This window comes from Streptomyces fradiae (genome assembly GCF_041270065.1).
GTDB lineage: Bacteria > Actinomycetota > Actinomycetes > Streptomycetales > Streptomycetaceae > Streptomyces.
This window is the reverse complement of the sequence record NZ_CP065958.1, coordinates 7,464,268-7,486,481: the sequence shown is the minus strand read 5'-3', so window position 1 is coordinate 7,486,481 and position 22,214 is coordinate 7,464,268. Positions and strand designations below refer to the sequence as shown.

The following is a 22,214-nucleotide window of genomic DNA, read 5'->3' as shown; positions in this document are numbered from 1 at the left end:
TCCATTCGCGGCGCCGCGCCCCCGTGACGCGGCGCCGCGAGCGGGACCGGCCGGGCGGGTCAGCCGGCGACGCGGGCCATCCAGGCCTCGACCTCGGCGGAGGAGCGGGGCAGGGCGGCGGACAGGTTCTCGTGGCCGTCCTCGGTCACGAGCAGGTCGTCCTCGATGCGGACGCCAATACCGCGCCACTCGTCGGGAACGGTGAGGTCGTCCGGCTGGAAGTACAGGCCGGGTTCGACGGTGAGCACCATGCCGGGCTCCAGGACGCCGTCGACGTACTCCTCGTTGCGGGCGTGGGCGCAGTCGTGGACGTCGAGGCCGAGCATGTGGCCGGTGCCGGCCATGGTGAAGCGGCGCTGCAGGCCGAGTTCGTAGGCGCGGTCGGCGGGGCCCTCGATGAAGCCCCACTCGACGAGCCGGGCGGCGAGGTGGCGCTGCGCGGCCTCGTGGAAGTCGCGGTAGGCGGCGCCGGGCTTCACGGTGGCCATCCCGGCCTCCTGGGCCTCGTACACCGCGTCGTACACCCGGCGCTGCACGTCGCTGAAGGTGCCGCTGATGGGGAGGGTGCGGGTGACGTCGGCGGTGTAGAGGGAGGTGGTCTCCACGCCCGCGTCGAAGAGCAGCAGCTCGCCGGGGCGGACCGGGCCGTCGTTGGTGGTCCAGTGCATGATCGTGGCGTGGTCGCCGGCCGCGCAGATGGAGCCGTAGCCGACGGAGTTGCCCTCCAGTCGGGCGCGGCGGTAGAAGGTGCCGTCGATCCAGCGCTCGGAGGTCTCGACGGCCCGGGACAGCTCACCGATGGCGTCGGTGAAGCCGCGGACCGTGGAGTCGACGGCCCGGCGCATCTCGCCGATCTCCCACTCGTCCTTGACCAGGCGCAGCTCGCTGAGCGCCTCCTCCAGCTCGTCGTCGCGGTCCTCGTCGGTGGTGACGGCGGCCTCCAGGGCCGGGTCGACGCCGCGGACGATCCGGGTGGGGACGGTGCCGGCCGAGGTGGCGGCGGCGAGGTCGGCGGCGGCGCTGCGGACGTCGCGGCAGGGCAGTCCGAGGACGGTCTCGGCCTCGGCGAGGGAGTGGCGGCGGCCCATCCAGAGCTCGGCGGTGTAGCCGCTCCAGAACTCGTCGTTGTCGCGGGCGTCGCGCGGCAGCTGGTAGCAGTAGGCGTCGTGGCCGCCGTCGGCGCGGGGTTCGAGCACCAGGGCGCCGTCGCGGGCCTGGTCGCCGGTCATGTGCACATAGCCGGAGTACGGGCGGAACGGGTAGGTGTCGTCGTTGGAGCGGGCCTTGAGGTTGCCCGAGGGGATCACCAGGCGCTCGCCGGGGAACCGGGCGGACAGCGCGGCCCGGCGGCGCGCCGCGTACGGGGCCTGCGGGTCGGGCGTCAGGTCGTGCCGCTCGGTGTCCGCCCAGCCGCTGCGCATGAGCGCGGACAGCTCCTCGGAGATGCCCGTGTAGAGACCGTTCTTGCGGGCCTTGGCCACGTCGTACCCCTTCGTCCGGGTGGAGGGGACCGCTCCGGTCGGTGTGCGGTCCGACCCGGACGGTAGTGGGCGCGGCGGCCCGTGGGTGCACGGAAGTGCCAGTGGCACGGATCGGACACCAGCGGTGCCCGCGGCGTCCGAGAATGGGGGGCATGACGAACGCGAGACTGGGTGAGGCCCTGCGACTGCTCGGGCTCGGGGCGGCGGCCGGGCGGGTGTACGCGGCGCTGCTCGACGAGGCGCCGGCCCCGCTCGGGGCGATCGGGCGGGCGGCGGGGCTCTCCGGTGCGGAGCTCGCCGCCGCGTACGAGGAGCTCGTCGACGCGGGTCTGGCCAGCGCCGGCGGCGGCGAGGGCGAGCCGGTCGCGCCGGTGCCGCCCGCGGCGGGCCTCGAGGTGCTCGCCCGGCACCGGGCGGCGGCCGTCGAGGAGTCGCGGATCGCGGTGGGCGGCGCCTTCGAGTCGTTCCGGCGGCACCGGCTGGCCGCGTACAACGACGACCTGGTGGAGGTGGTGACCGGCGACGCGATCGGGCCGCGGATGCGGCAGGCGTGGGCGAGCGCGCGGGAGCAGATCCGGCAGTTCGAGTCCCCGCCGTACGTGAAGCTGCCGGGCGCCACCGAGGACGCCCTCGCGACGCTCGCGCGCGGGGTGCGGCAGCGGGTCGTCTACTCGCGGGAGTCCCTGGAGCACCCCGGGCATCTGCGGGACTCCATCGAGCCGACGGTCGCGGCGGGCGAGCAGGCCCGGGTGCTGCCCTCGGTGCCGGTGAAGCTGCTGATCATCGACGAGGCGTACGCGCTGGTGTCGCTGTCGATCCGGGAGGCGGACGTCGTCAACTCGATGCTCGTGGTGCAGCCGTGCGGGCTGCTGTCTGCGCTCGTCGCGCTGTTCGAGCAGAGCTGGAACGCCGCCCTGCCCCTGCACGGCGGCGCGGCCCGCCCGGCCGGCCTCGCGCCCGCCGACCGGCGGCTGCTGCGGCTGCTCGCGGGCGGTGCGAGCGACGAGGCCATCGCCCGCGAACTGGGCGTCAGCCGCCGCACCCTGTTCCGCCGCCTGCAGATCCTGATGGCGCGTCTGGGCGCGGCGAACCGCTTCCAGCTGGCGCTGCAGGCGCAGCGGGCCGGGTGGTTGTAGGGCGCCGCTTCCGGCACCCGCCCAGGTGCGCGGGGCGCGCGGCGGGGTCTGCCGAGAACCTGCACATTGTGTACGTGACCTGGACCGGGGCTCCCCCGCCGTCTCCCGGTCCGGCACAAGGCGGCGACCGTACTGTCGGAATTCACCCCGGTTCGTCCTGCCCCTTCCGCGAGGCGCCCGACTTTGTTACTCGTTCCTGCGGAGAAGGTGTCGGTGTTCCGTGAAAAACGCTGCACGCGGGGCCTCTCCCGGTGTTGTTCCGGTACCGACGAGGCGTCAAGGAAATTGGCTCGCATAGGCGTTCGCGTGCTTTGATCTGGCCCGCCGCGGCAGTGGATTCCCCCCATCAGATGAAAGGTGCGCTTTCATGCGTAACAACCTCGAGACCCGTGAGATCGCCGACACCGAGCTCGACGCCGTCTCCGGCGGCCTCGTCAGCATCCAGGGCGGTCTCGTCGGCGCCGTGGCCGGCGACGTCACCAACATCCTCGGCACCGTCGGCAACCTGCAGACCGTGCAGAACGTCGAGGGCCTCGTGCAGGGTGTCCCCGGCCTGGTGCAGGGTGTCACCGGTGTCTCGGTGCACGCCGGTGTCGCCGGTCTCTGAGCGGACCGAGCGGACTGACCGGTCCGGCCGGGCGCTTTCGGGGCGTTGACCGCCCCGGGGTGCCCGGCCGGCCGGGACGCCCGCCGCGGAAGGACCGTCCGGGCCCGCCGGAGCGGTCCTTTCGCGGCGGGCGGAGAAATGCGGTCGAAGGCAGTCGAAGGAATAGTCCATGCAGTTTCGCCAAAAGGCTCTTTCCAAGCTGCAATCGCCCGAAGAACTTGATCTGCCGGTGCGTTTCGCGCGCCCGCAGGGGCGGCTCGTGCTCGCCGTCACGGTGCTCGTGACGGCTGCGGCCGCGTTCTGGGCGTTCACCGGGACGGTGACGTCCAAGGTGCCCGCCACCGGCATCCTCAGCCGCGCCGAGGGGCGCTATCTGCTGCAGAGTCCGGTCGCGGGCCAGGTGACCGAGGTCCTGGCCGCCGAGGGCAGGCCGGTCGCGGCGGGCGATCCGCTGATCGTGGTCCGTACGGCCGACGGCGACCGCCAGGTGCGGGCCGTGGCCGCCGGGCGGCTCGCCGTCCTGTACGCCCGGACCGGCGCCGTCGTGACGGCCGGCGCCGATGTCGCCGCCGTCGAGCGCGGCACGGACCCCGACGAGCCGCTGGTGGCGGTGCTCTACGTGCCGGCCGGCGCCGTCGCCGGGATCCGCCCGGGCGCCACGGTCGACGTCACCGTCCGCACCGCCGGCCAGGGCCGGGGCGGGGCGCTGCGCGGCCGGGTCGCCGCCGTGGGCCGGGCGCCGCAGTCGCGGGCGCAGATCGGCGGCTTCCTCGGCGACGACGGACTGGCCGCCGAGTTCACCCGGCAGGGCAACCCGGTCGCGGTCCTGGTCCGGCTCCCCGCTCCCCCGGCGGGCCCCGAGGCCGCCGACTCCGGCACGCCGGTCACGGCCGCCGTCCATCTCTCCGCGCAGCGCCCGATCGACTGGCTTCTCCCGTGAACCCGCGCAAGAAGAACGCCCGTTCCGCCCGTGCCCGGCGTGGCTCGGCCCGCCCCCTGGCGCTGCCGAAGGGCCGCCGGCCGCGCCCCGTCCGTACCCCCACCGTGCTTCAGATGGAGGCGGTGGAGTGCGGCGCGGCGGCGCTCGCCACCGTGCTCGGGCACCACGGCCGGTTCGTGCCGCTCGAAGAGCTGCGGATCGCCTGCGGGGTGTCCCGCGACGGCTCGCGGGCCAGCAACCTCCTGAAGGCGGCGCGGAGTTACGGTCTGACGGCCAAGGGCATGCAGATGGACCTGGCGGCGCTCGCCGAGGTCCGGGGTCCCGCGGTGCTGTTCTGGGAGTTCAACCACTACGTCGTGTACGAGGGCATGGGCCGGCGCCTCGGACGCCCCGGCGTGTACGTCAACGACCCCGCGAAGGGGCGCCGGTTCGTACCGATGGAGGAGTTCGACGGGGCCTTCACCGGGATCGTCCTGGTCATGGAGCCCGGCCCCGGGTTCCGGCGCGGCGGGCAGCGCCCCGGCGTGCTCGGCGGGGTGTCGGGGCGGCTGCGCGGCACCTCGGGCACGATGGCGGCGGCGATCCTGGCGAGCGTGCTGCTCGTGGCGGTCGGCGCGTGGGTGCCGGCGCTGAGCCGCACGTACATCGACACCTTCCTCATCGGCGGCCAGCCCTCGCTGCTCGGCGTGCTGTTCGCGGCGATGGCCTGCGCCCTTGTCCTCACGGCGGTGCTCACCGCGCTCCAGCAGGGCAATCTGCTGCGCGGCCGGATCGTCTCCTCGACCCTGGGCGGGGCCCGGTTCCTGCGACATCTGCTGCGGCTGCCCGTGGCCTTCTTCGCCCAGCGCAGCCCGGCCGACCTGGTGCAGCGGCTGCGCTCCAACGACCAGGTGGCCGAGACGCTGGCCCGTGACCTGTCGGCGGCGGGCGTGGACGCGGTCGTGGTGCTGCTGTACGCGGCGCTGCTGTGGACGTACGACCCCCAGCTGACCCTCGTCGGCGTCGGGGTCGCGCTGCTCAATGTGGCGGCGCTGCGGATCACGGTGCGGGTCCGGGCCACCGGGGCGCACAAGCTGCGCGCCGAGAGCGCCCGGCTCACCAACACCTCGTACGGCGGCCTCCAGACGATCGAGACGATCAAGGCGACCGGCGGCGAGGACGGCTTCTTCCGGCGCTGGTCGGGGCAGCACGCGGTCACCCTCGACGTGCAGCAGCGGCTCGGCGTGCCCGGCGCGTGGCTGGCGATCGTCGCGCCCACCCTGGCCGCCCTGAACAGCGCGCTGATCCTGCTGGTCGGCGGGTTGCGGGCGGTGGAGGGGCATCTGACGGTGGGTCTCCTGGTCGCCTTCCAGTCCCTGGTGACCGGCTTCACCGCGCCGGTGGCGCGGCTCGGCGGGGTCGCGGGCCGGATCCAGGACCTCACCGCGGACGTGGCACGGCTCAAGGACGTGGAGAACTTCCCCGTCGACCCCGTGCACACCCGGCGCGAGCCGGCCACCGGCGCGCGCCGGCTCACCGGCCATGTCGAGCTCGACGGTGTCACCTTCGGCTACAACCCGCTGGACGCGCCGCTGCTCGCCGACTTCTCGCTCACGGTGGGTCCGGGCCGGCAGGTGGCCCTGGTCGGCGGCTCGGGCAGCGGCAAGTCCACCGTCTCGCGGCTGATCGCGGGCCTGTACGCGCCGGGGGAGGGCACGGTCCGGATCGACGGGATGCGGATCGCGGACGTGCCGCGCGGTGCGCTCGCCGCCTCGGTCGCCTTCGTCGACCAGGACGTCTTCCTCTTCGAGGGCACGGTGCGCGACAACGTGGCGCTGTGGGACCCGTCGGTGCCGGACGAGGCGGTGCGCGCCGCGCTCGCGGACGCCGCCGTCCTCGACGTGGTGTCACGGCGTCCCGGCGGCATCCACAGCCGGGTCGAGCAGGACGGCCGGAACTTCTCCGGCGGACAGCGCCAGCGGCTCGAACTGGCCCGGGCCCTGGTCCGCGACCCCAGCGTCCTCGTGCTCGACGAGGTGACCAGCGCGCTCGACGCGGTCACCGAGCGGGAGGTCATCGACAATCTGCGGCGGCGCGGCTGCGCGTGCGTGGTCATCGCCCACCGGCTGAGCACCGTGCGCGACAGCGACGAGATCCTCGTCCTGGACCGGGGCACGGTCGTGGAGCGCGGACGGCACGCCGCACTGGTGGCGGCGGGCGGCCCGTACGCCGAACTGGTCAAGGAGCACTGACATGACCACCCCCGCCACCCCCTCCCCCTACGCGGCGGAAGCCACGGCGCCCGCGCCGGTCGGCCCGGCCGATCCGGTGCTCACCGCGCTCGGCGGCCTCGGCGCCCCGCTGGACTGCTCGGGTCTGCGCAGCCTGTCCCTGGAGGGGCCGTCGGTGCTCTGGCTGGTCGTGCACGGCAGCCTCGACCTGTTCGCGGTGGACGCCGGGCAGGCCGGTGCCTGGCATTTCCTCGGGAGGGTGGAGAGCGGCGCGCTGCTCCTCGGTCCCGCGGAGGGCCCCCGGCACACCCTGGTCGGCCGCCCGTCCCGGGAGTGCCTGCTGCGCCGGGTCGAACTGCGCGAGCTGCACCGGCCGGAGACGTACGCCCAGGGGTACGAGGGCCAGGGGTATGAGGGCCATGGGTTCGACGGCCAGGGGTACGGGAGTTACGGCTACGCGGGCGGCTGGGACGCGTACGGCACCCCGCAGGCCCCGGTCGCGAGCCCGCTGGAGGACGCCTTCGCGCTCGGCATCGGCCGCGGTCTGCGGGTCCTTTACGAGGCGCCGCTCGACGCCCGGCCCGGCGACGGGCGGGCGGCCGGCGACGACGAGGTCATGTGGATGCAGGTGCCGCCGGGCAGCGTGGCGTACGGCGCCGCGTACGAGGCGGGCGCGGCCGGCGGGCTGCTCGTCGACGCGGCTCTGTGGCAGGGCATGGTGGAGCAGCAGTACCGGCTGCTCTACGCCCTCGACGACTGGATCGAGGAGCGCGAGCGCGCGCAGGAGGACCGGACGGCCGCCGGTCTCGCGGCCGGCCGGGCGGCCGGCAGCGAGGCGGACCGGACACTGCTCTCGCCGCCCTCGGGCGGTCCGGCGGCGGGGGGGCGGCCGGCGCGGGGCCGCGGGCACCGCCGCCGGGGTCGACGCGACACTCGCGGTGTGCCGGCTCGTCGCCGCGGACGCCGGGGTGGTGCTCGCTGAGTCGGCGGCCGGCGTGGAGGCGGGCGCCGGCGTGGACGGCGAGCGGCTCGACCCGGTCGAGCGGATCGCGCTGGCCGCGCGGGTCCGCACCCGTGAGGTGGGGCTGCACGGCCGCTGGTGGCGCGAGGACTGCGGGCCGCTGGTCGGGCGGCGGGAGGCCGACGGGGCTCCGGTGGCGCTGCTGTGGCGGCGCGGCGGCTATGTGGCCGTCGACCGGGCGGGCGCCCGCCGGGAGCGGGTCGGCGCCGACAACGCGGCGGAGTTCGAGCCGCGGGCGGTGATGTTCTACCGGCCGCTGCCGGAGGGCCGGCCGACCCTGCTCCGGCTGCTTCGCTTCAGCGCCGGCGGCACCCGCCGTGAGCTGCGGGCGCTGCTGCTCGGCGGTCTGGTGTCGGTGGTGCTCGGGGCGACGGTGCCGCTGGCGACGGGCCGGATCCTCGGTGCGTACGTGCCGGCGGGCGAGCGCGGTCTGATCGTGCAGACGGCGGTGGCGCTCGGCGCGGCGGCGGTGCTGCAGGCGGCGTTCATGCTGCTGCAGAACGTGGCGCTGCTGCGCATGGAGGGCCGGATCGAGGCCACCCTGCAGCCGGCGGTGTGGGACCGGCTGCTGCGGCTGCCGGCGCCCTTCTTCGCCGGCCGGTCCACCGGCGAGCTCGCCAACGCGGCGCTCGGCATCGGGGTGATCCGGCGGATGCTGTCCGGGATCGCGCCGGTGTGTCTCCAGTCGACCGCGGTCGGCGCCGTGAACCTCGTGCTGCTGCTCGCGCACAGCGTCGCGCTCGGGCTGCTCGCCCTGGCGATGCTGCTCGTGGTCGGGGCGGTGCTGCTCGGCCTGGGGCTGTGGCAGCTGCGCTTTCAGCGGCGCCTCGTCGAGCTGGGCAACCGGCTCGACAACCAGGCCTTCCAGACCCTGCGCGGGCTGCCCAAGCTGCGGGTCGCGGCGGCGGAGAGCTTCGCCTACGCGGCCTGGGCGCGGGAGTTCGCCCGCACCCGGGTGCTCCAGCAGCGCGTCGGCCGGATCCAGAACACGGTCACGGTGATCGGCGCGGTCTGTCTGCCGCTGTGCACCCTGGTGATGTTCGCGCTGCTGGCCGGCCCGGCCCGGGGTGCGATGTCGGCGGCCGGCTTCCTCACCTTCTCCACCGCGCTCACCCTGCTGCTCTCCTCGGTGACCCAGCTGACCGGTGCGCTGCTCTCGGTGGCGGCGGTGCTGCCGGTGTACGAGCAGGTCGAGCCGATTCTGGCGGCGGAGCCCGAGGTGCGGGCCGGGACGGTCCGGCCGGGTGTGCTCAGCGGGGCGATCGAGGCCCGCCAGGTGTCGTACCGCTACACCGAGGACGGGCCGCTGGTCCTCGACGGGGTCGATCTGTCCGTCCGGCCCGGGGAGTTCGTGGCGATCGTCGGCGCGAGCGGCTGCGGCAAGTCGACCCTGCTCCGGCTCCTCATCGGCTTCGACCGGCCCACCGAGGGCAGTGTGCTCTACGACGGGCAGGACCTGGCGGCGCTCGACCGGGCGGCCGTGCGCCGCCAGTGCGGTGTGGTGCTGCAGGACGCCCGCCCGCTGACCGGCTCGATCCTGGACTGTGTGCGCGGGGCGGAGGCGTACACCCTGGAGGAGGTGTCGGAGGCGATCACCCTGGCCGGGCTCGCCGAGGACGTGCAGGCCATGCCGATGGGGCTGCACACGATGCTCTCCGACGGCGGCGGCACCATCTCGGGCGGCCAGCGCCAGCGGCTGATGATCGCCCAGGCGCTCATCCGCAAGCCCCGCGTCCTCTTCCTCGACGAGGCCACCAGCGCCCTCGACAACGAGGCGCAGCGCGTGGTCATCGAGTCCACCCGGGCGCTGCGCACCACCCGGGTGGTGATCGCCCACCGGCTGTCCACGGTGATGGGCGCCGACCGGGTGATCGCCATGGCGGACGGCCGCGTGGTGCAGCACGGCTCGCCCGCCGAGCTGCTGGCGGACCCGACGGGCCTGTTCCATGAGCTGGTCCGGCGTCAGCTGACGTGAACGCCGCCCCGGTTCTCAGTCCTCGCGGAGCCAGACCGAGGTGTCCGGCGGGAGTTCCCCGGCCTCGGTGAGCGGGCCGCTGGCCAGGAGCAGCAGCGCGTGCGGGGGCAGCGGGACGGGCTCGGCCGACAGGTTGGTGACATGCAGCAGGCCGTACGGGCGGTGGAAGGCGAGCACACCGGGGGCGGCCGGCAGCCAGTCCATGGGGCCGTCGCCGAAGCCGGGTTCGGTGCGGCGCAGGGCGAGGGCGGTGCGGTAGAGGGTGAGGAGCGAGCCGGGGTCGGCGCTCTGCCGGTCGACGGCGTAGTCGGGCCAGTCGGCGGGCTGCGGCAGCCAGGGTTCGGTGGTGGAGCCGAAGCCGGCCCAGGGGGCGTCGGCGGTCCAGGGCAGCGGGACGCGGCAGCCGTCGCGGCCCGGGTCGGTGCCGCCGGAGCGGAAGTGCATGGGGTCCCGGACGCGGCCGGGCGGGATGTCGGCCTCGGGCAGGCCGAGTTCCTCGCCCTGGTACACGTACACGGAGCCGGGCAGGGCGAGGGTGAGCAGGGCGGCGGCGCGGGCGCGGCGGGTGCCGAGGGCGAGGTCGGTGGGGGTGCCGTAGGCCTTGGTGGCGAAGTCGAAGGCGGTGTCGGCGCGGCCGTAGCGGGTGACCGTACGGGTCACGTCGTGGTTGCAGAGGACCCAGGTGGCGGGGGCGCCGACGGGGGCGTGTTCGGCGAGGGTGGCGTCGATGCCGGCGCGCAGCCGCTCGGGTTCCCAGGGGCAGGCGAGGAAGGAGAAGTTGAAGGCGGTGTGGAGTTCGTCGGGGCGGAGGTAGCGGGCGAAGCGTTCGGCGTCGGGGAGCCAGACCTCGCCGACGAAGACGGCGCCGTAGCCGTCGGCGACGGTCCGCCAGGAGCGGTAGATGTCGTGGAGTTCGTCCAGGTCGATGTACGGGTGGGGGTCGACGCCCTCCTCGAAGTCGGCGAGCGCGGGGTCCTTGGCGAGGAGCGCGGCGGAGTCGATGCGGACGCCGGCGACGCCGCGGTCGAACCAGAAGCGGAGCACGTCCTCGTGTTCGCGGCGGACGGCGGGGTGGGCCCAGTTGAGGTCGGGCTGTTGGGGGGTGAAGAGGTGGAGGTACCACTCGCCGTCGGGGACCCGGGTCCAGGTGGGTCCGGAGAACTGGGAGGGCCAGTTGTTGGGCGGGAGTTCGCCGTGCGGGCCGCGGCCGGGCCGGAAGTGGAAGAGCTCGCGTTCGGGGCTGCCGGGTCCGGCGGCGAGGGCGGCCCGGAACCAGGCGTGCTGGTCGGAGACGTGGTTGGGGACGATGTCGACGATGACCCGCAGGCCGAGGGCGGCGGCCTCCTCGATGAGCTTCTCGGCCTCGTCGAGGGTGCCGAAGGCGGGGTCGACGGTGCGGTAGTCGGCGACGTCGTAGCCGCCGTCGACCAGGGGCGAGACGTACCAGGGGGTGAACCAGACGGCGTCGACGCCGAGTTGCGCGAGGTAGGGCAGTCTCGCCCGGACGCCCGCGAGGTCGCCGGTGCCGTCGCCGTCGCCGTCGGCGAAGCTGCGGGGGTAGACCTGGTAGATGACGGCGTCGCGCCACCAGTCGGCTGACACGTGAGGTCCTTTCCGTCGGGTGCGGGGTTTGTTCAGCCCTTGAGGGAGCCGGCGGTGAGGCCGCTCATGATGTTGCGCTGGAAGATCAGGAAGAGGATCAGCGTCGGCACGGAGGCGATGGTGAGCGCGGCGATCAGGACGTTGACCGGGACTCCGTTGGACAGTGAGTAGATGCCGACGTTGAGCGTCTGTTTCGCCGGGTCGGGCAGGGTGAGCATCGGCCAGAGGAAGTCCTTCCAGACCCCGACGACGGCGAAGATGGACACGACGCCGAGGATCGGGCGGGAGATCGGCAGCACGACCGACCACAGGACGCGCATCGGGGAGGCGCCGTCCAGGCCGGCGGCGTCGAGGAGCTCCCGGGGGATCGAGTCGAAGAAGCGCTTCAGCAGGAAGATGTTGAAGGCGTTGGTGACGGACGGCAGCCAGATCGCCCAGGGCGTGTTGAGCAGATTGCGTTCGACGATCGGCACGTCGAGCACGGTGAGGTATTGCGGGACGACGAGGACGGTCGCCGGGATCATCAGGGTGGCGAGCATCATGCCGAGGATCGCCTTGCCGAGGACCGGCCGGAGCTTGGAGAGCGAGTAGGCGGCGGCGACGTCCAGGACGAGCTGGAAGAGCAGTGCGCCGGCCGCGTAGTAGAGCGTGTTGAGGAGCAGCGAGGAGAGGTCCATGACCTCCCAGGCGCGGCGGTAGTTCTCCGGCTCGAAGCTGCCGGGGACGAGGGTGGGCGGGGTGGCGACGGCTTCCTGGGTGTCCTTGAGTCCGCTGGAGGCCATCCAGTAGAGCGGGCCGAGGAAGACGAGGGTGAAGCCGGCGAGTACGAGGGTGAGGGCGGCCCGGTAGAGGGCCTTGCCGCGGGGCCGGTTGAGCCGGGCGGGTGCGATGAGGGTGCGGGTGGTCATGCCGGTCTCCCCCGGGTTCCTAGGCGTCCTCGGCGCGGCTGAGCTTCACGTACACCGCCGAGAATCCGGCGAGGAGTACGAGCAGGAGCAGGCCGAGGGCGGCCGCCGCGCCGTAGTCGTTGAAGTTGAAGGCGTACTGGTAGATCAGGTAGACGACGGTCGTGGTGGAGCCCTCGGGGCCGGCGCCGCCGGTGAGCAGGAAGGGTTCGACGAAGACCTGCATGGTGGCGATGACCTGCATGAGCAGCATCAGCGAGAGCACCAGCCGGGTCTGCGGGATGGTGACGTGCCAGATCTTGCGGAGGAGGCCCGCGCCGTCGAGTTCGGCGGCCTCGTAGAGCTCGCCGGGGATGCCCTGGAGGGCGGCGAGGTAGACGAGGGTGGCGCCGCCCATGTTCATCCAGGTGGCGGCGATGACGACGGAGAGCAGGGAGAGGGCGGGGTCCTGGAGCCACTGCTGTTCGGGCAGGTGGAGCAGGCGGAAGAGTTCGTTGAGGAGTCCGTAGCCGGGGTCGTAGAGGTATTTGAAGAGGAGGACGGAGGCGACCGGCGGGAGCATCACGGGCAGGTAGACGAGGAGCCGGAGGTAGCCCTGGCCGTGCCGGAACTCGTTGATGACGAGGGCGGTGACGAAGGGGACGGCGAAGCCGAGGACCAGGGCGAGCAGGGTGAAGAGGAGGGTGTTGCGCCAGGCCTGCCAGAAGGCGGGGTCGGCGGCGACGGTGGCGAGGTTGTCGAGGCCGGTCCAGGTGCTGTGGCCGTGTTCGGTCTTCTGGAAGGCGAGGAGGACCTCGCGGACCATCGGGTACCAGGAGAAGAGCGCGAAGCAGACGACGGCACCGATGAGGAAGCCGTGGGCGGTGAGGTTGCGGCGCAGGCTCCGGGCGAACCGGCCGGCGGGCGCGGCCGCGGTGCGGGGCGGCGGGGCGGGTCGGGGGGATCCCTTGGTGCGCGGGGTCAGGCCGGTGACCGACATCGGCGCTCCTTGTTCCTCGGTACGGGTCGGGGTTCCTCGGTGCGGGTGGGGTGGGGCGTGGTGCGGGGCCGGCGGGGCGGTCCGGCGGGCGGCCGGACCGCCCGGGCGGGTCACCCGTGGGCGAGGACCTGGTCGACCTGGGCCGCGGCGGTGGCGAGCAGCTTGTCGATGTCGGCGTCCTTGTTGGTGAGGATTCCGGACATCACGTTGTCGAGGACCTTGTAGATCTCCTGGGCCTGCGGCGGCTCGGCCTTGCCGGGGACCGGGTTGTCCATGAAGGTCTTGAAGTTGGCGACCGGCATGGTGGCGTTCTGCACGCGGGCGGCGTCGTCCTCGGTCTTGGACCGGCCGCGCCAGAAGTTGGGCTGCGGGACGCCGACCGGGAGGCCGTCGGCCTTGGTGCGGGACCAGTCGAACTGGCCCTTGCCGACGGTGAGGTTCTTGAAGTTCAGCCAGGCGACGGCGGCCTTGATCTTGTCGCCGGAGATGCCCTGCTTGATCATGTAGTTGTTGCCGCCGGCCAGGGTGTTCTTGCCGCCGGGGATCGGGCCCATGCCGAAGTTCTCGTACTTCGCGCCGAGTTGCTGGACCATGTACGCGATGTCGTCGGGCGCGGCGAGGAACATGCCGAGCTTGTCGGTGGCGATCTGCTTCTGCAGGTCGCCCCACTTGAGCAGCTGGGTCTTGCCCATGCTGTCGTCCTCCCAGCGCATGGCGTGGAGGTTCTTGGCGACCTGCTTGCCGAGCTCGTTGTCGAAGGCGGCCTTCTTGCCGCTCGCGTCGACGACGTCGCCGCCGAGGCTGTACATCTGGGCGGTGAAGTGCCAGCCGCCGGTGTTGCCGGCGCTGTACTCGCCGTAGCCGGCGATGCCGCCGCCGAGGCCGGCGATCTTCTTGGCGGCGGCGCGGACCTCGTCCCAGGTGCGCGGCGGGTTGTCGGGGTCGAGACCGGCCTGGGTGAAGAGCTTGCGGTTGATGAGCAGGCCCATCGTGTAGTTGCTGGTGGGCAGCCCGTAGAGCTTGCCGTCCTGCTTGAGCGAGCCGAGGACGTCGGTGTCGATGTCGGCGAGGGCCGGAACGGTCTTGTCGTTGACGTAGGCGCTGATGTCGGCGGCGCCGTCCTCGGCGAGGACCTGGGGCAGGTCGGTGAAGTAGGTGTAGAAGACGTCGGGCTGGGACTTGGCCTTGAGCATCGCGGTGAAGCGCGGGGGCTCCAGGCACTGGCCGGGGGTGGAGCGGCCCTCGATGGTGACGTTCGGGTAGAGCTTGTTGAACGCGGCGACGTCCTCCTTCCACTCCTTGAGCTCGGCCGCCTTCGCCGCCGGGGGCATGCAGTCGATGGTGAGGGTCACCTTCGTCCTGGGGTCCAGCGGCGCGGACGGGTCGGTCGATCCGCTCCCCTCGGATCCGCCGTCGTCGCTGCTGCTGCTCGTGCCGCAGGCGGCGAGCGCGGTGAGCGCGAGGGCGGAGACGAGGGCGGCCGCGCCGGCGCGGCGGCTGCGGCGGAACCGGGCAACTCTCATGGGGGTCCCCTTCGGGCTGGGCGTGCGTGGCGTGCGGGGTGCGGCACACTCAACCACCGCCGACAGATGGACGCAAGATATCGCGCTGATTTCGTAAATGCTCGACAGAGCCATGCAACTCCCCATGCACGCAAGGCCGGTGCGCGTCGCGCGAGCGGCGTGCACCGGCCTGCGAGAGCCCCCTTCGGGTACGGGGCTTACGGGTTGCGGTGGATGGTGAAGGTGGAGGTGGTGTTGCGGATGTCGACCGCGTTTCCGCTCAACTCAAGGCCGTTGAACGTCACTTCGCCGACCGCCGGGCCCTGGCCCGCCTCCGGCAGCTCGTTGGCCCACAGTCCGAAGCCGGACTTCGCGTCGTACGCGTCACCGCTCTTGCGGGCGCCCGTCACCGACACGTCGGTGAACACCGTGTCCTTGATGGGGAATTGCGGCTGCCCGCCGACATAGTTCGTCTGGAACATCACGCCGCTGTAGGTCGGGTCGACGATGTCGACATGGTTGACCCGGATCCCCTGGAAGACCTTCGAGGCGGAGAACAGCCAGATCCCGGGGAAGGTCTGCCCGCCCCAGAAGTGGCCGCCGGCCCGGACCACCGAGATGTTCTCGAAGGTCGTCGGTCCGGTCCCGAAGCCGTTCATCGGATAGCCGAAGTCCAGCGAGGAGATGGTGATCCCCGAGTAGACCAGGGTGTCGGCGATGTGGATGTTGCGGAAGGTGTTGTCGTAGCCGCCGTAGACGGCGACGCCCGCCGCCCGCCAGGTCAGGGTCGTCGTCAGGTTCTCGTAGACGTTGTTCTTCTCGTCCGCACCGCCCGCGTCGATCGCCGAGAACAGCGCGAAGCTGTCGTCGCCGGTGGCCCGGGCGTCGTTGTTGGTCACCAGGTTGTCCGTGGAGCCGTTGGTCATGTTGACGCCGTCGGCGAACATGTCACGGATCCGCGAGTTCTTGATGGTCATCCGGTCGGTGTTGGCGCCCCAGTAGAGGCACACCATGTGCTCGTTCCAGATGTCGTCGATGACGATGTCGGAGACGTTCGAGAAGTCGAAGACCTTCCCGGGGCCGTCGATGCGCGAGGTGTAGTTGCCGAAATAGGCGAAGCCCTTGAAGAGCGAGCCCTTCGCGGTCGCCTCGGCGCGGAAGCCGACGTCGGTGTTCTCCTGCCCGGCGGGGGCGTGGAACACGGTGTACCAGGGCCCGGCGCCGACGACCTGGACGGCCTTGCCGTACACCTGGAACTTGTTCGACGTCTGGTAGTCGCCGGGCGGCAGATAGACGCCGGTGAGCTTGCCGGTGGTGTCCATGCGCACCTTGTCGAGCGCGTTCTGCACGTCCTGGTGGGTGAATCCGGCCGGCACCGTGTACGTGGCGGGGTCCGGGTTCGCGGCCGGGGCGACCTGCTCCAGGTTGACGAAGTCGATGGCGTACGGATGCGGGTTGGCGGCGTCCTTCTGGAGCCGGATCCGGCTGCCGGCGGGGATCGTCTCGCCGAACATCAGATGCGCCTCGTCGTAGATGTGGCGGGGCGCCCCGGCGCTCGGGGAGTTGCCGGGCGCGGTCTCCGCCCCGTACAGCCAGGCGTACTTCGAGGTGACGGGCAGCGCCTTCTTGAGGACACCGTCGACATAGACGTCGATGGTGGAGTCGATTCCGCCGCCGCCCGGTGCGTCGGGCAGCGAGACGCGCGCGACCAGGGTGTTGGTGGCGGCCCGGGTGGTGAACTCGACGTACTCGCCGGTCGCGTCGAGGCTGACGGCCTTGCGGCCCGAGGCCTCGCCCGCGATGTCGCCGACGGTCCGGTTGGGGCCGACGACGGTGGCGCCGCCGCCCGTGGCACCGTCCTCGGCCTCGTACATGTCGTACGGCATGTGGGCACCGCGTCCGACGAACAGGCCTTGCACGGCGGTGTTGTTGGCGCGCTTGACGGCGGGTTCGTTGGCGTCGTCGGCGAGCACGGTCTTCACCGTGTACGAGCCGTTGACGGCGGTCCACGGGCCGAGGGTGACGTCGGCGGAGGCGCCGGGCGCGAGGGCGCCGGAGTGGGCGCCGGTCAGGGTCTTGACCACGGTGCCGCGGTCGTCGGCGAGGGTGAGGGTGACGCCGTGGCTGCCGGAGGCGCTGGCGTCGGTGCCCTGGTTGCGCACGGTGACCTTGAAGGTGACGTTGTCGCCGGCGGCCGGGCTGGACGGTGTGGTGGTGACGGTGGCGGGGAGCAGGTCGGAGCCGGCGATCGGCTTGACGACGAGGCCGGTGGGGCTGGTGTAGGTGTTGTTGGTCTCGTTCTGTTCGATGACGGCGCCGGGCTCGTCGGCGACGGCGCTCAGCGCGTACGTACCGGCCTCGCGGGTCCCGATGGCGGCGCTGACGGTGGTCTGGGCGCCGGCCGCGAGGACGCCGACCTGGGCGGTGGCGACCTTGCCGCCGCCGAGGCGGACGGCGAGCGTGCTGGCCGGGGCGGCGACCGGGCCGCTGTTGCGGACGGTCGCGGTGACGGTGACGGGGTCGGACTCGACGGGTGCGGCGGGGCTGACGGTGAGTCCGGTGACCTCCAGGTCGGGGTTGGGGGCGGGGGTGCCGATCGCCTGGAGTTCGGCCAACTGGCCTGCCGGGGCACCGGAGTTGGCGGTGAACTTCAGCTGCACGTCGGCGACCCGGGCGGTCAGCGGGACGGTGACGGAGTTGCCGCCGCTCGCCGGGTCGAAGGAGTAGCTCCTGGCGGCGACCAGGCTGGTGTAGCCGGTGGCGTTCTGCTCGCGGCCGAGGACCTCGACGGTCTGGGTGCGGGCGGACCAGGCGGCGTCGGGGTTGAGCTTGAGGACGAGCCGGGTGAGGTCGGCGTTGGCGCCGAGCTTCACGGTGAGGGTCTGCGGATAGCTGCCGCCCGCGCCCTCCCAGTAGGTGGCGGGGTTGTTGTCGTTGGCGTTCTCCGCCGCGTAGATGTGCACGGTGGAGCTGGCGGTGATGGGCTTGCCGACGGCGAGGTCGGAGCCGGTGCCGCCGGTGCCGTCGCGGGTGACGGCGTTGCTGGGCACGGACCGGTTCCCGGCGGCGTCCTTGGCGCGGACGGTGTAGGTGACGGTGGCGGTGGTGGGCTGGGTGTCGGTGTAGGTGGTGACGGTGCCGCCGACGGTGGCGCGCAGCGTGTTGTTCGCGTAGATCTCGTAGCCGGTGACGCCGGTGTTGTCGGTGGCGGCGTTCCAGGTCAGCTGGATCTGGCCGGCGGCGGGTTCGGTGAGGGCGAGGTTCGCGGGCGCGGTGGGCGCCTGGGTGTCGCCGGCGTCGCCGATCCGGGTGACGGTGTTGCTGTCGCCGGACTGGTTGCCGGCGGCGTCGCGGGCGCGGACGGTGTAGGAGACGGTCTGTCCGGCGGGCCGGTTGTCGGTGTAGGTCGTGGTGTCACCGGCGACGGTGGTGAGCAGGGCTCCGTTGGCGTACACGTCGTAGCCGGTGACGGCGGTGTCGTCGGTGGCGGCGTTCCAGGTGAGCCGGATCTGGCCGGTGGTGGGCTCGGTGTAGGCGAGGCCGGTGGGGGCGGTGGGAGCCCGGGTGTCACCGCCGGCCGGGCCGTAGATCTCCAGCTCGGAGATCTGGGCGGCGTTCTGGACGCTGTTGGCGGTGACCAGGACCCGGACGTGGCGGGTGGTGACGGCGTCGAAGGTGATCGTGGCCGTGTTCCCGGTGCCGGGGTCGAAGGCGTAGGCGCGGGCAGCGGTGAGGTCGGTGTAGGTGGAGCCGTCGGTGCTGCCCTGGATCTTCAGGGTCTGGCTGCGGGCCTCCCAGCCGGCGGGCAGCGCGAGCACCACGCGGTCGACCCGGACGGCGGAGCCGAGGTCGGCGTTCAGCCACTGCGGGAAGGCGCCGCCGGCGCTCTCCCAGTAGGTGGCGCGGTTGCCGTCGTTGGCGCCCGGCGCGGTGTACGTCTGGGTGTGGCTGCTGGCGGTGAGGGTGCGGCCGGCGGCGAGGTTCCCGGAGGAGCCGTCGGCGGCGTGCACCTCCAGTTCGGCGAGCTGGGCGGCCGGCCAGCCGGTGTTGGCGGTGACGTCGATCCGTACGAAGCGGGTGAGGGCGGCGGGGAAGCCGACGGTGACGGTGTTCCCGTTGCCGGGGCCGAAGGTGTGGGCGGCGGAGCTCTTGAGGGTGGTGAAGGCGATGCCGTCGGCGCTGCCCTGCACGGAGAGGGTCTGGCTGCGGCTCTCCCAGCCCGCGGGGAGCTTCAGGACCACCTCGTCGATGCGCTGGGTGGTGCCGAGGTCGGTCTGCACCCATTGCGGCAGTGCGCTGCCGGGGGCGCTCTCCCAGTACGTGCCCTGGTTGCCGTCGGTGATGGCGCCGGCGCCGTACCCGGACTGGGAGCTGCTCGCCGCGGCCGGGTCGCCGAGGGCGACGTTCGGTCCGCCGGCGGCACCGGCCGGTGCGAGCGGGCCGCCGAGCATCAGGAGGCAGGTGGCGACGAGCGCGCCCGTGGTGCGGGCCCATAGTGTGCGTAGTCTCATCAGTTCCTCGATCTCGTCTACGGGAAACACGATGCTGTTCATTCCTTGCAATGAACGCTCAGAGAGTTCCAGAGGACTGTCGAGTCGTCTACGCCCCCGGACAAGACCGGGACAAGAAAAAAGACGCCCCGCTCCGGAAGGGAGCGGGGCGCCGGGCGAGCGGCCGGGGACGGCGGATCAGCCGAGCGGCGGCGGCGCGGTCGAGCCGCGCACCACCAGCTCCGGCTCGAAGAGCAGCTCGCCGGAGTGGGTCTGGCTGCCCTGGATCTGGGCGCACAGCAGCTCGACGGCGGCCCGGCCCATCGCCTCGATGGGCTGGCGGACCGTGGAGAGCGGCGGCTCGGTGCAGTTCATGAAGGCGGAGTCGTCGAAGCCGACGACCGAGACCTCGCCGGGGACGGCGAGCCCGCGCCGGCGCGCGGCCCGGATCGCGCCGAGCGCGAGCGGGTCGCTCGCGCACACGATCCCGGTCACGCCGCGCTCCAACAGACGTCCGGCGGCGGCCTGTCCGCCCTCCAGGGAGAACATCGAGCGCTCGACGAACTCCTCGGCGAGCTCACGGCCCGCCGCCCGCGAAGCGCCGTACGCCGCTTCGAGCTTGCGCCGGGAGGGCACGTGGTCGGCCGGGCCGAGCACCAGGCCGATCCGCTCGTGCCCGAGCGAGGCGAGATGGCGCCAGGCCTGCTCGACCGCGACGGCGTCGTCGCAGGACACACAGGGGAAGTCGAGCCCCTCGATGGGGGCGTTGACCAGGACCACCGGGATCTTGCGCTCGGCCAGCCGCCGGTAGTGCTCGTGCGGGGCGTCGGCCTGGGCGAAGAGACCGCCGGCGAACACCACGCCGGAGACCTGCTGCTGGAGCAGCAGGTCCACGTAGTCGGCCTCCGAGACGCCGCCCTTGGTCTGGGTGCAGAGCACCGGGGTGAGGCCCTGCTGGGCCAGGGCCCCGCCGATGACCTCGGCGAAGGCCGGGAAGATCGGGTTCTGCAGCTCGGGCAGGACCAGGCCGACGAGCCGGGCGCGCTCGCCGCGCAGCTGGGTGGGCCGCTCGTAGCCGAGCACGTCGAGCGCGGTGAGGACGGACTGCCGTGTCGCCTCGGAGACCCCGGGCTTGCCGTTGAGCACCCGGCTGACGGTGGCCTCGCTGACCCCCACCTTCTTGGCAACCTGAGCAAGTCGTCGCGTCATGAGCGCAAGGCTAGCGCAAATCCCGCAAAAGAATTGCGTTGCTGCGTCAGGACCGCTCGGGCGTTCGAAATGAGAGGATCTTGGTCATGTCGCTTCCCGAACCCGCCGATCTGACCTCGCTCGTGCTGCGTACGGACTTCGCCGACGAGCCGACCTGGGAGGCGGTCCGCGCCGCGCTCGACGCCGTGGACGCGTACCCGCACGCCACCTGCGTGGCCGAACGGCGGTTCGCCGACGCGCGCGTGGCGGAGCTGGTCGCCTGGGACTCGGCCGCGCCGGAGGGAGAGCGGATCCACTACGTGTTCCTCGCGGACGCGGCCGCGCTGGCCGATCCGGAACACCCGCTGCTCGCGGTGGACCTAGCCGACGAGCCGGGGCGGACCTTCCGGGTGCCGGTGCGCTGGTTCCCCGACGTCTCGGCGAACCTCTCGCTCGCCAACATGGACTTCGCCGAGTTCGCGGACACGGCCGACGAGGGCGACGGGACCTACCGCGGCTTCGGCGAGGACTGACGACCGAGGACCGAGGACCGGGGCTGAGGTCCCCGCGAGCCCCGCCCCGCCGGGCGCGGGGTCAGCGCACTCCGCGCGGCCGGAACTGCACGCTGATCCGGGGGCCGACGGCCCGCGTGGTCTTCGGTACGGCGTGCTCCCAGGTGCGCTGGCAGGAACCGCCCATGACGAGCAGGTCGCCGTGCCCGGACGGCAGCCGCAGGGCCACCGGCCCTCCGCCGCGCGGGCGGAACACCAGGTCGCGCGGGTCGCCGAGGGCGAGGATGGCCACCATCGTGTCCTGGGTGGCGGACCGTCCGGTGCGGTCGCCGTGCCAGGCGACGCTGTCCCGGCCGTCGCGGTAGAGACAGAGCCCGGCGGTGGCGAAGGGCTCCCCCAGCTCGCGGGCGTAGTGGGCGCCGAGCGCGTCGCGGGCCTCGGCCAGCGCGGGGTGCGGCAGCGGGGCGCCCTCCCGGTAGTGGGCCAGCAGGCGCGGGACAGCGACCACGTTCTCGTACATCCGGCGCTCCTCGGCCTGCCAGGGCACTCCGGCGGCCAGCTCCTCGAAGAGCGCGTCGGCGCCGTGCAGCCAGCCGGGCAGATGGTCGACCCAGGCGCCGGCGCCGAGCACGGTGCGCCGGAGGCCCGTGAGGGGGCCGGGTCCGATCTCGGCGCCCTGGTCGAAGAGGGAGCCCTGGAGTCCGGGGATGTCGGGTCGTGCCGTGGTCATGGCTACAGCCTAGACCAGAAACCGAACACATGAGCGAATCTCTTCGGTCACGGCCTCGCCGTCAGTGCGGGAGCAGATGCCGGTAGCACTCCGGGTGGGTCGCGAGGAAGTCGGCGAAGGCCTGCGGCGAGTGCCCGGTCAGGGTGCGCACGTCGTCGGAGACGTCGGCCATCTCGCCCGCCGCCACCGCCTCGTACGAGGTGACCCAGCCCTCGACCTCCCAGTCGGGCGCCTCGTAGACCGCCCGCGAGGCGTAGGCCTCCTCCCGGGTCTCGGGCACATAGGTGACCGGGCGTCCACTGGCCAGGGTGAGCGCGGCGGCGATCTCCGCGAAGCTCAGCGCCTCGGGGCCGGTCATGTCGTACGTGGCGCCGTCATGGCCGCCGCCGGAGTCGAGCAGCACCGCGGCGGCCGAGTCGGCGATGTCGTCATGGGCGACGGCACCCACCCGGCCGCCCCCGGCGGGTCCGCGCAGCACGCCCTCGGGCGAGGTCATCGCGGCCAGGTCGGCCTGGTAGGTGCTGTCGCGCAGGAAGGTGAAGGCAAGGCCGGTGGAGCGGATGTGCTGTTCGGTGTGCCAGTGGTCGCGGGCGTAGGTGAAGGTCGCGTGGGGTGCGGCGTTGAGGTACGAGAGGTAGACGATCCGCCGCACCCCGGCGGCCACGGCGGCGTCCACGGCGCCGGCGTGCAGCCGGACCCGGCCCGGCGCCTCGTGGGCGGAGACCAGGAAGAGCGTGGCCGCGCCGTCCAGCGCGGCCTCCATCGCGCCGGCGTCGGCGTAGGACGCGGCCCGGGTGTCGCCGGTGGCCAGGGCGGCCAGCTTCTCCGGGTCGCGCCCCAGGGCGCGGACGGTCGCCCCCGCCTCGGCCAGCCGGCGCACCACCCGCCGGCCGATCCGCCCGGTGGCCCCGGTCACCGCGATGAGCTCGCTCATGT

General features: G+C 72.9%; 16 protein-coding genes. 7 read left to right on the top strand and 9 right to left on the bottom strand.

The window, feature by feature from the left end:
* Positions 1–59: 59 nt before the first annotated feature.
* Positions 60–1,481: an aminopeptidase P family protein gene (locus tag JAO84_RS33990; RefSeq protein WP_370416297.1), complete on the bottom strand. Its 1,422-nt coding sequence runs from the start codon at positions 1,479–1,481 to the stop codon at positions 60–62.
* A gap of 152 nt (positions 1,482–1,633) precedes the next feature.
* Between JAO84_RS33990 and JAO84_RS33985 the strand changes: the two genes are divergently transcribed.
* The 6 genes from JAO84_RS33985 (at position 1,634) to JAO84_RS33960 (ending at position 9,370) form a co-directional block, all read left to right on the top strand.
* Entirely contained in the window at positions 1,634–2,617 is a 984-nt protein-coding gene (locus JAO84_RS33985) for a LuxR C-terminal-related transcriptional regulator (protein WP_370416296.1), read from the top strand.
* A gap of 367 nt (positions 2,618–2,984) precedes the next feature.
* Positions 2,985–3,224: a hypothetical protein gene (locus JAO84_RS33980; RefSeq protein WP_370416295.1), complete on the top strand. Its 240-nt coding sequence runs from the start codon at positions 2,985–2,987 to the stop codon at positions 3,222–3,224.
* Positions 3,225–3,393: 169 nt separating this feature from the next.
* Positions 3,394–4,164, top strand: a complete 771-nt coding sequence (locus JAO84_RS33975; protein ID WP_370416294.1) for an HlyD family efflux transporter periplasmic adaptor subunit — start codon at positions 3,394–3,396, stop codon at positions 4,162–4,164.
* Positions 4,165–4,226: 62 nt separating this feature from the next.
* Entirely contained in the window at positions 4,227–6,395 is a 2,169-nt protein-coding gene (locus tag JAO84_RS33970; RefSeq protein ID WP_370416945.1) for an NHLP family bacteriocin export ABC transporter peptidase/permease/ATPase subunit, read from the top strand.
* A 1-nt stretch (position 6,396) separates the two neighbouring features.
* Positions 6,397–7,356, top strand: a complete 960-nt coding sequence (locus JAO84_RS33965; protein ID WP_370416293.1) for a hypothetical protein — start codon at positions 6,397–6,399, stop codon at positions 7,354–7,356.
* Positions 7,343–9,370, top strand: coding sequence for an NHLP bacteriocin export ABC transporter permease/ATPase subunit (locus JAO84_RS33960; RefSeq protein WP_370416292.1), 2,028 nt, complete (start codon positions 7,343–7,345; stop codon positions 9,368–9,370). The genes JAO84_RS33965 and JAO84_RS33960 overlap by 14 nt, the downstream gene beginning before the upstream one ends.
* 15 nt (positions 9,371–9,385) lie before the next feature.
* Here JAO84_RS33960 and JAO84_RS33955 read toward each other — a convergent pair whose 3' ends face one another.
* From JAO84_RS33955 to JAO84_RS33930, 6 genes are all read right to left on the bottom strand, one after another.
* Positions 9,386–10,972: a glycoside hydrolase family 13 protein gene (locus JAO84_RS33955; RefSeq protein WP_370416291.1), complete on the bottom strand. Its 1,587-nt coding sequence runs from the start codon at positions 10,970–10,972 to the stop codon at positions 9,386–9,388.
* 32 nt (positions 10,973–11,004) lie between these two features.
* The gene (locus tag JAO84_RS33950; protein WP_370416290.1) at positions 11,005–11,880 is read right to left on the bottom strand and encodes a carbohydrate ABC transporter permease; all 876 of its coding nucleotides are present in this window, start codon (positions 11,878–11,880) and stop codon (positions 11,005–11,007) included.
* Positions 11,881–11,899: 19 nt separating this feature from the next.
* On the bottom strand, positions 11,900–12,856 hold the full coding sequence (locus tag JAO84_RS33945; protein ID WP_370416289.1) for a carbohydrate ABC transporter permease: 957 nt from the start codon (positions 12,854–12,856) through the stop codon (positions 11,900–11,902).
* A gap of 110 nt (positions 12,857–12,966) precedes the next feature.
* Positions 12,967–14,379 (bottom strand): extracellular solute-binding protein, encoded by a 1,413-nt coding sequence (locus JAO84_RS33940; protein ID WP_370416288.1) that lies wholly within the window; start codon positions 14,377–14,379, stop codon positions 12,967–12,969.
* A gap of 197 nt (positions 14,380–14,576) precedes the next feature.
* Positions 14,577–18,869 (bottom strand): discoidin domain-containing protein, encoded by a 4,293-nt coding sequence (locus JAO84_RS33935; protein ID WP_370416944.1) that lies wholly within the window; start codon positions 18,867–18,869, stop codon positions 14,577–14,579.
* Positions 18,870–19,046: 177 nt separating this feature from the next.
* The gene (locus JAO84_RS33930; RefSeq protein WP_370416287.1) at positions 19,047–20,057 is read right to left on the bottom strand and encodes a LacI family DNA-binding transcriptional regulator; all 1,011 of its coding nucleotides are present in this window, start codon (positions 20,055–20,057) and stop codon (positions 19,047–19,049) included.
* A gap of 86 nt (positions 20,058–20,143) precedes the next feature.
* Between JAO84_RS33930 and JAO84_RS33925 the strand changes: the two genes are divergently transcribed.
* Positions 20,144–20,569 carry a hypothetical protein gene (locus JAO84_RS33925; RefSeq protein WP_370416286.1) on the top strand — a complete coding sequence of 142 codons (426 nt, stop codon included), beginning with the start codon at positions 20,144–20,146 and terminating at the stop codon, positions 20,567–20,569.
* 61 nt (positions 20,570–20,630) lie between these two features.
* On the opposite strand, the gene JAO84_RS33920 is transcribed toward JAO84_RS33925, so the two are convergent.
* Positions 20,631–21,278, bottom strand: coding sequence for an alpha-ketoglutarate-dependent dioxygenase AlkB (locus JAO84_RS33920; protein WP_265863546.1), 648 nt, complete (start codon positions 21,276–21,278; stop codon positions 20,631–20,633).
* Positions 21,279–21,339: 61 nt separating this feature from the next.
* Positions 21,340–22,212 (bottom strand): NAD(P)H-binding protein, encoded by an 873-nt coding sequence (locus tag JAO84_RS33915; RefSeq protein ID WP_370416285.1) that lies wholly within the window; start codon positions 22,210–22,212, stop codon positions 21,340–21,342.
* Positions 22,213–22,214 lie beyond the last annotated feature (2 nt).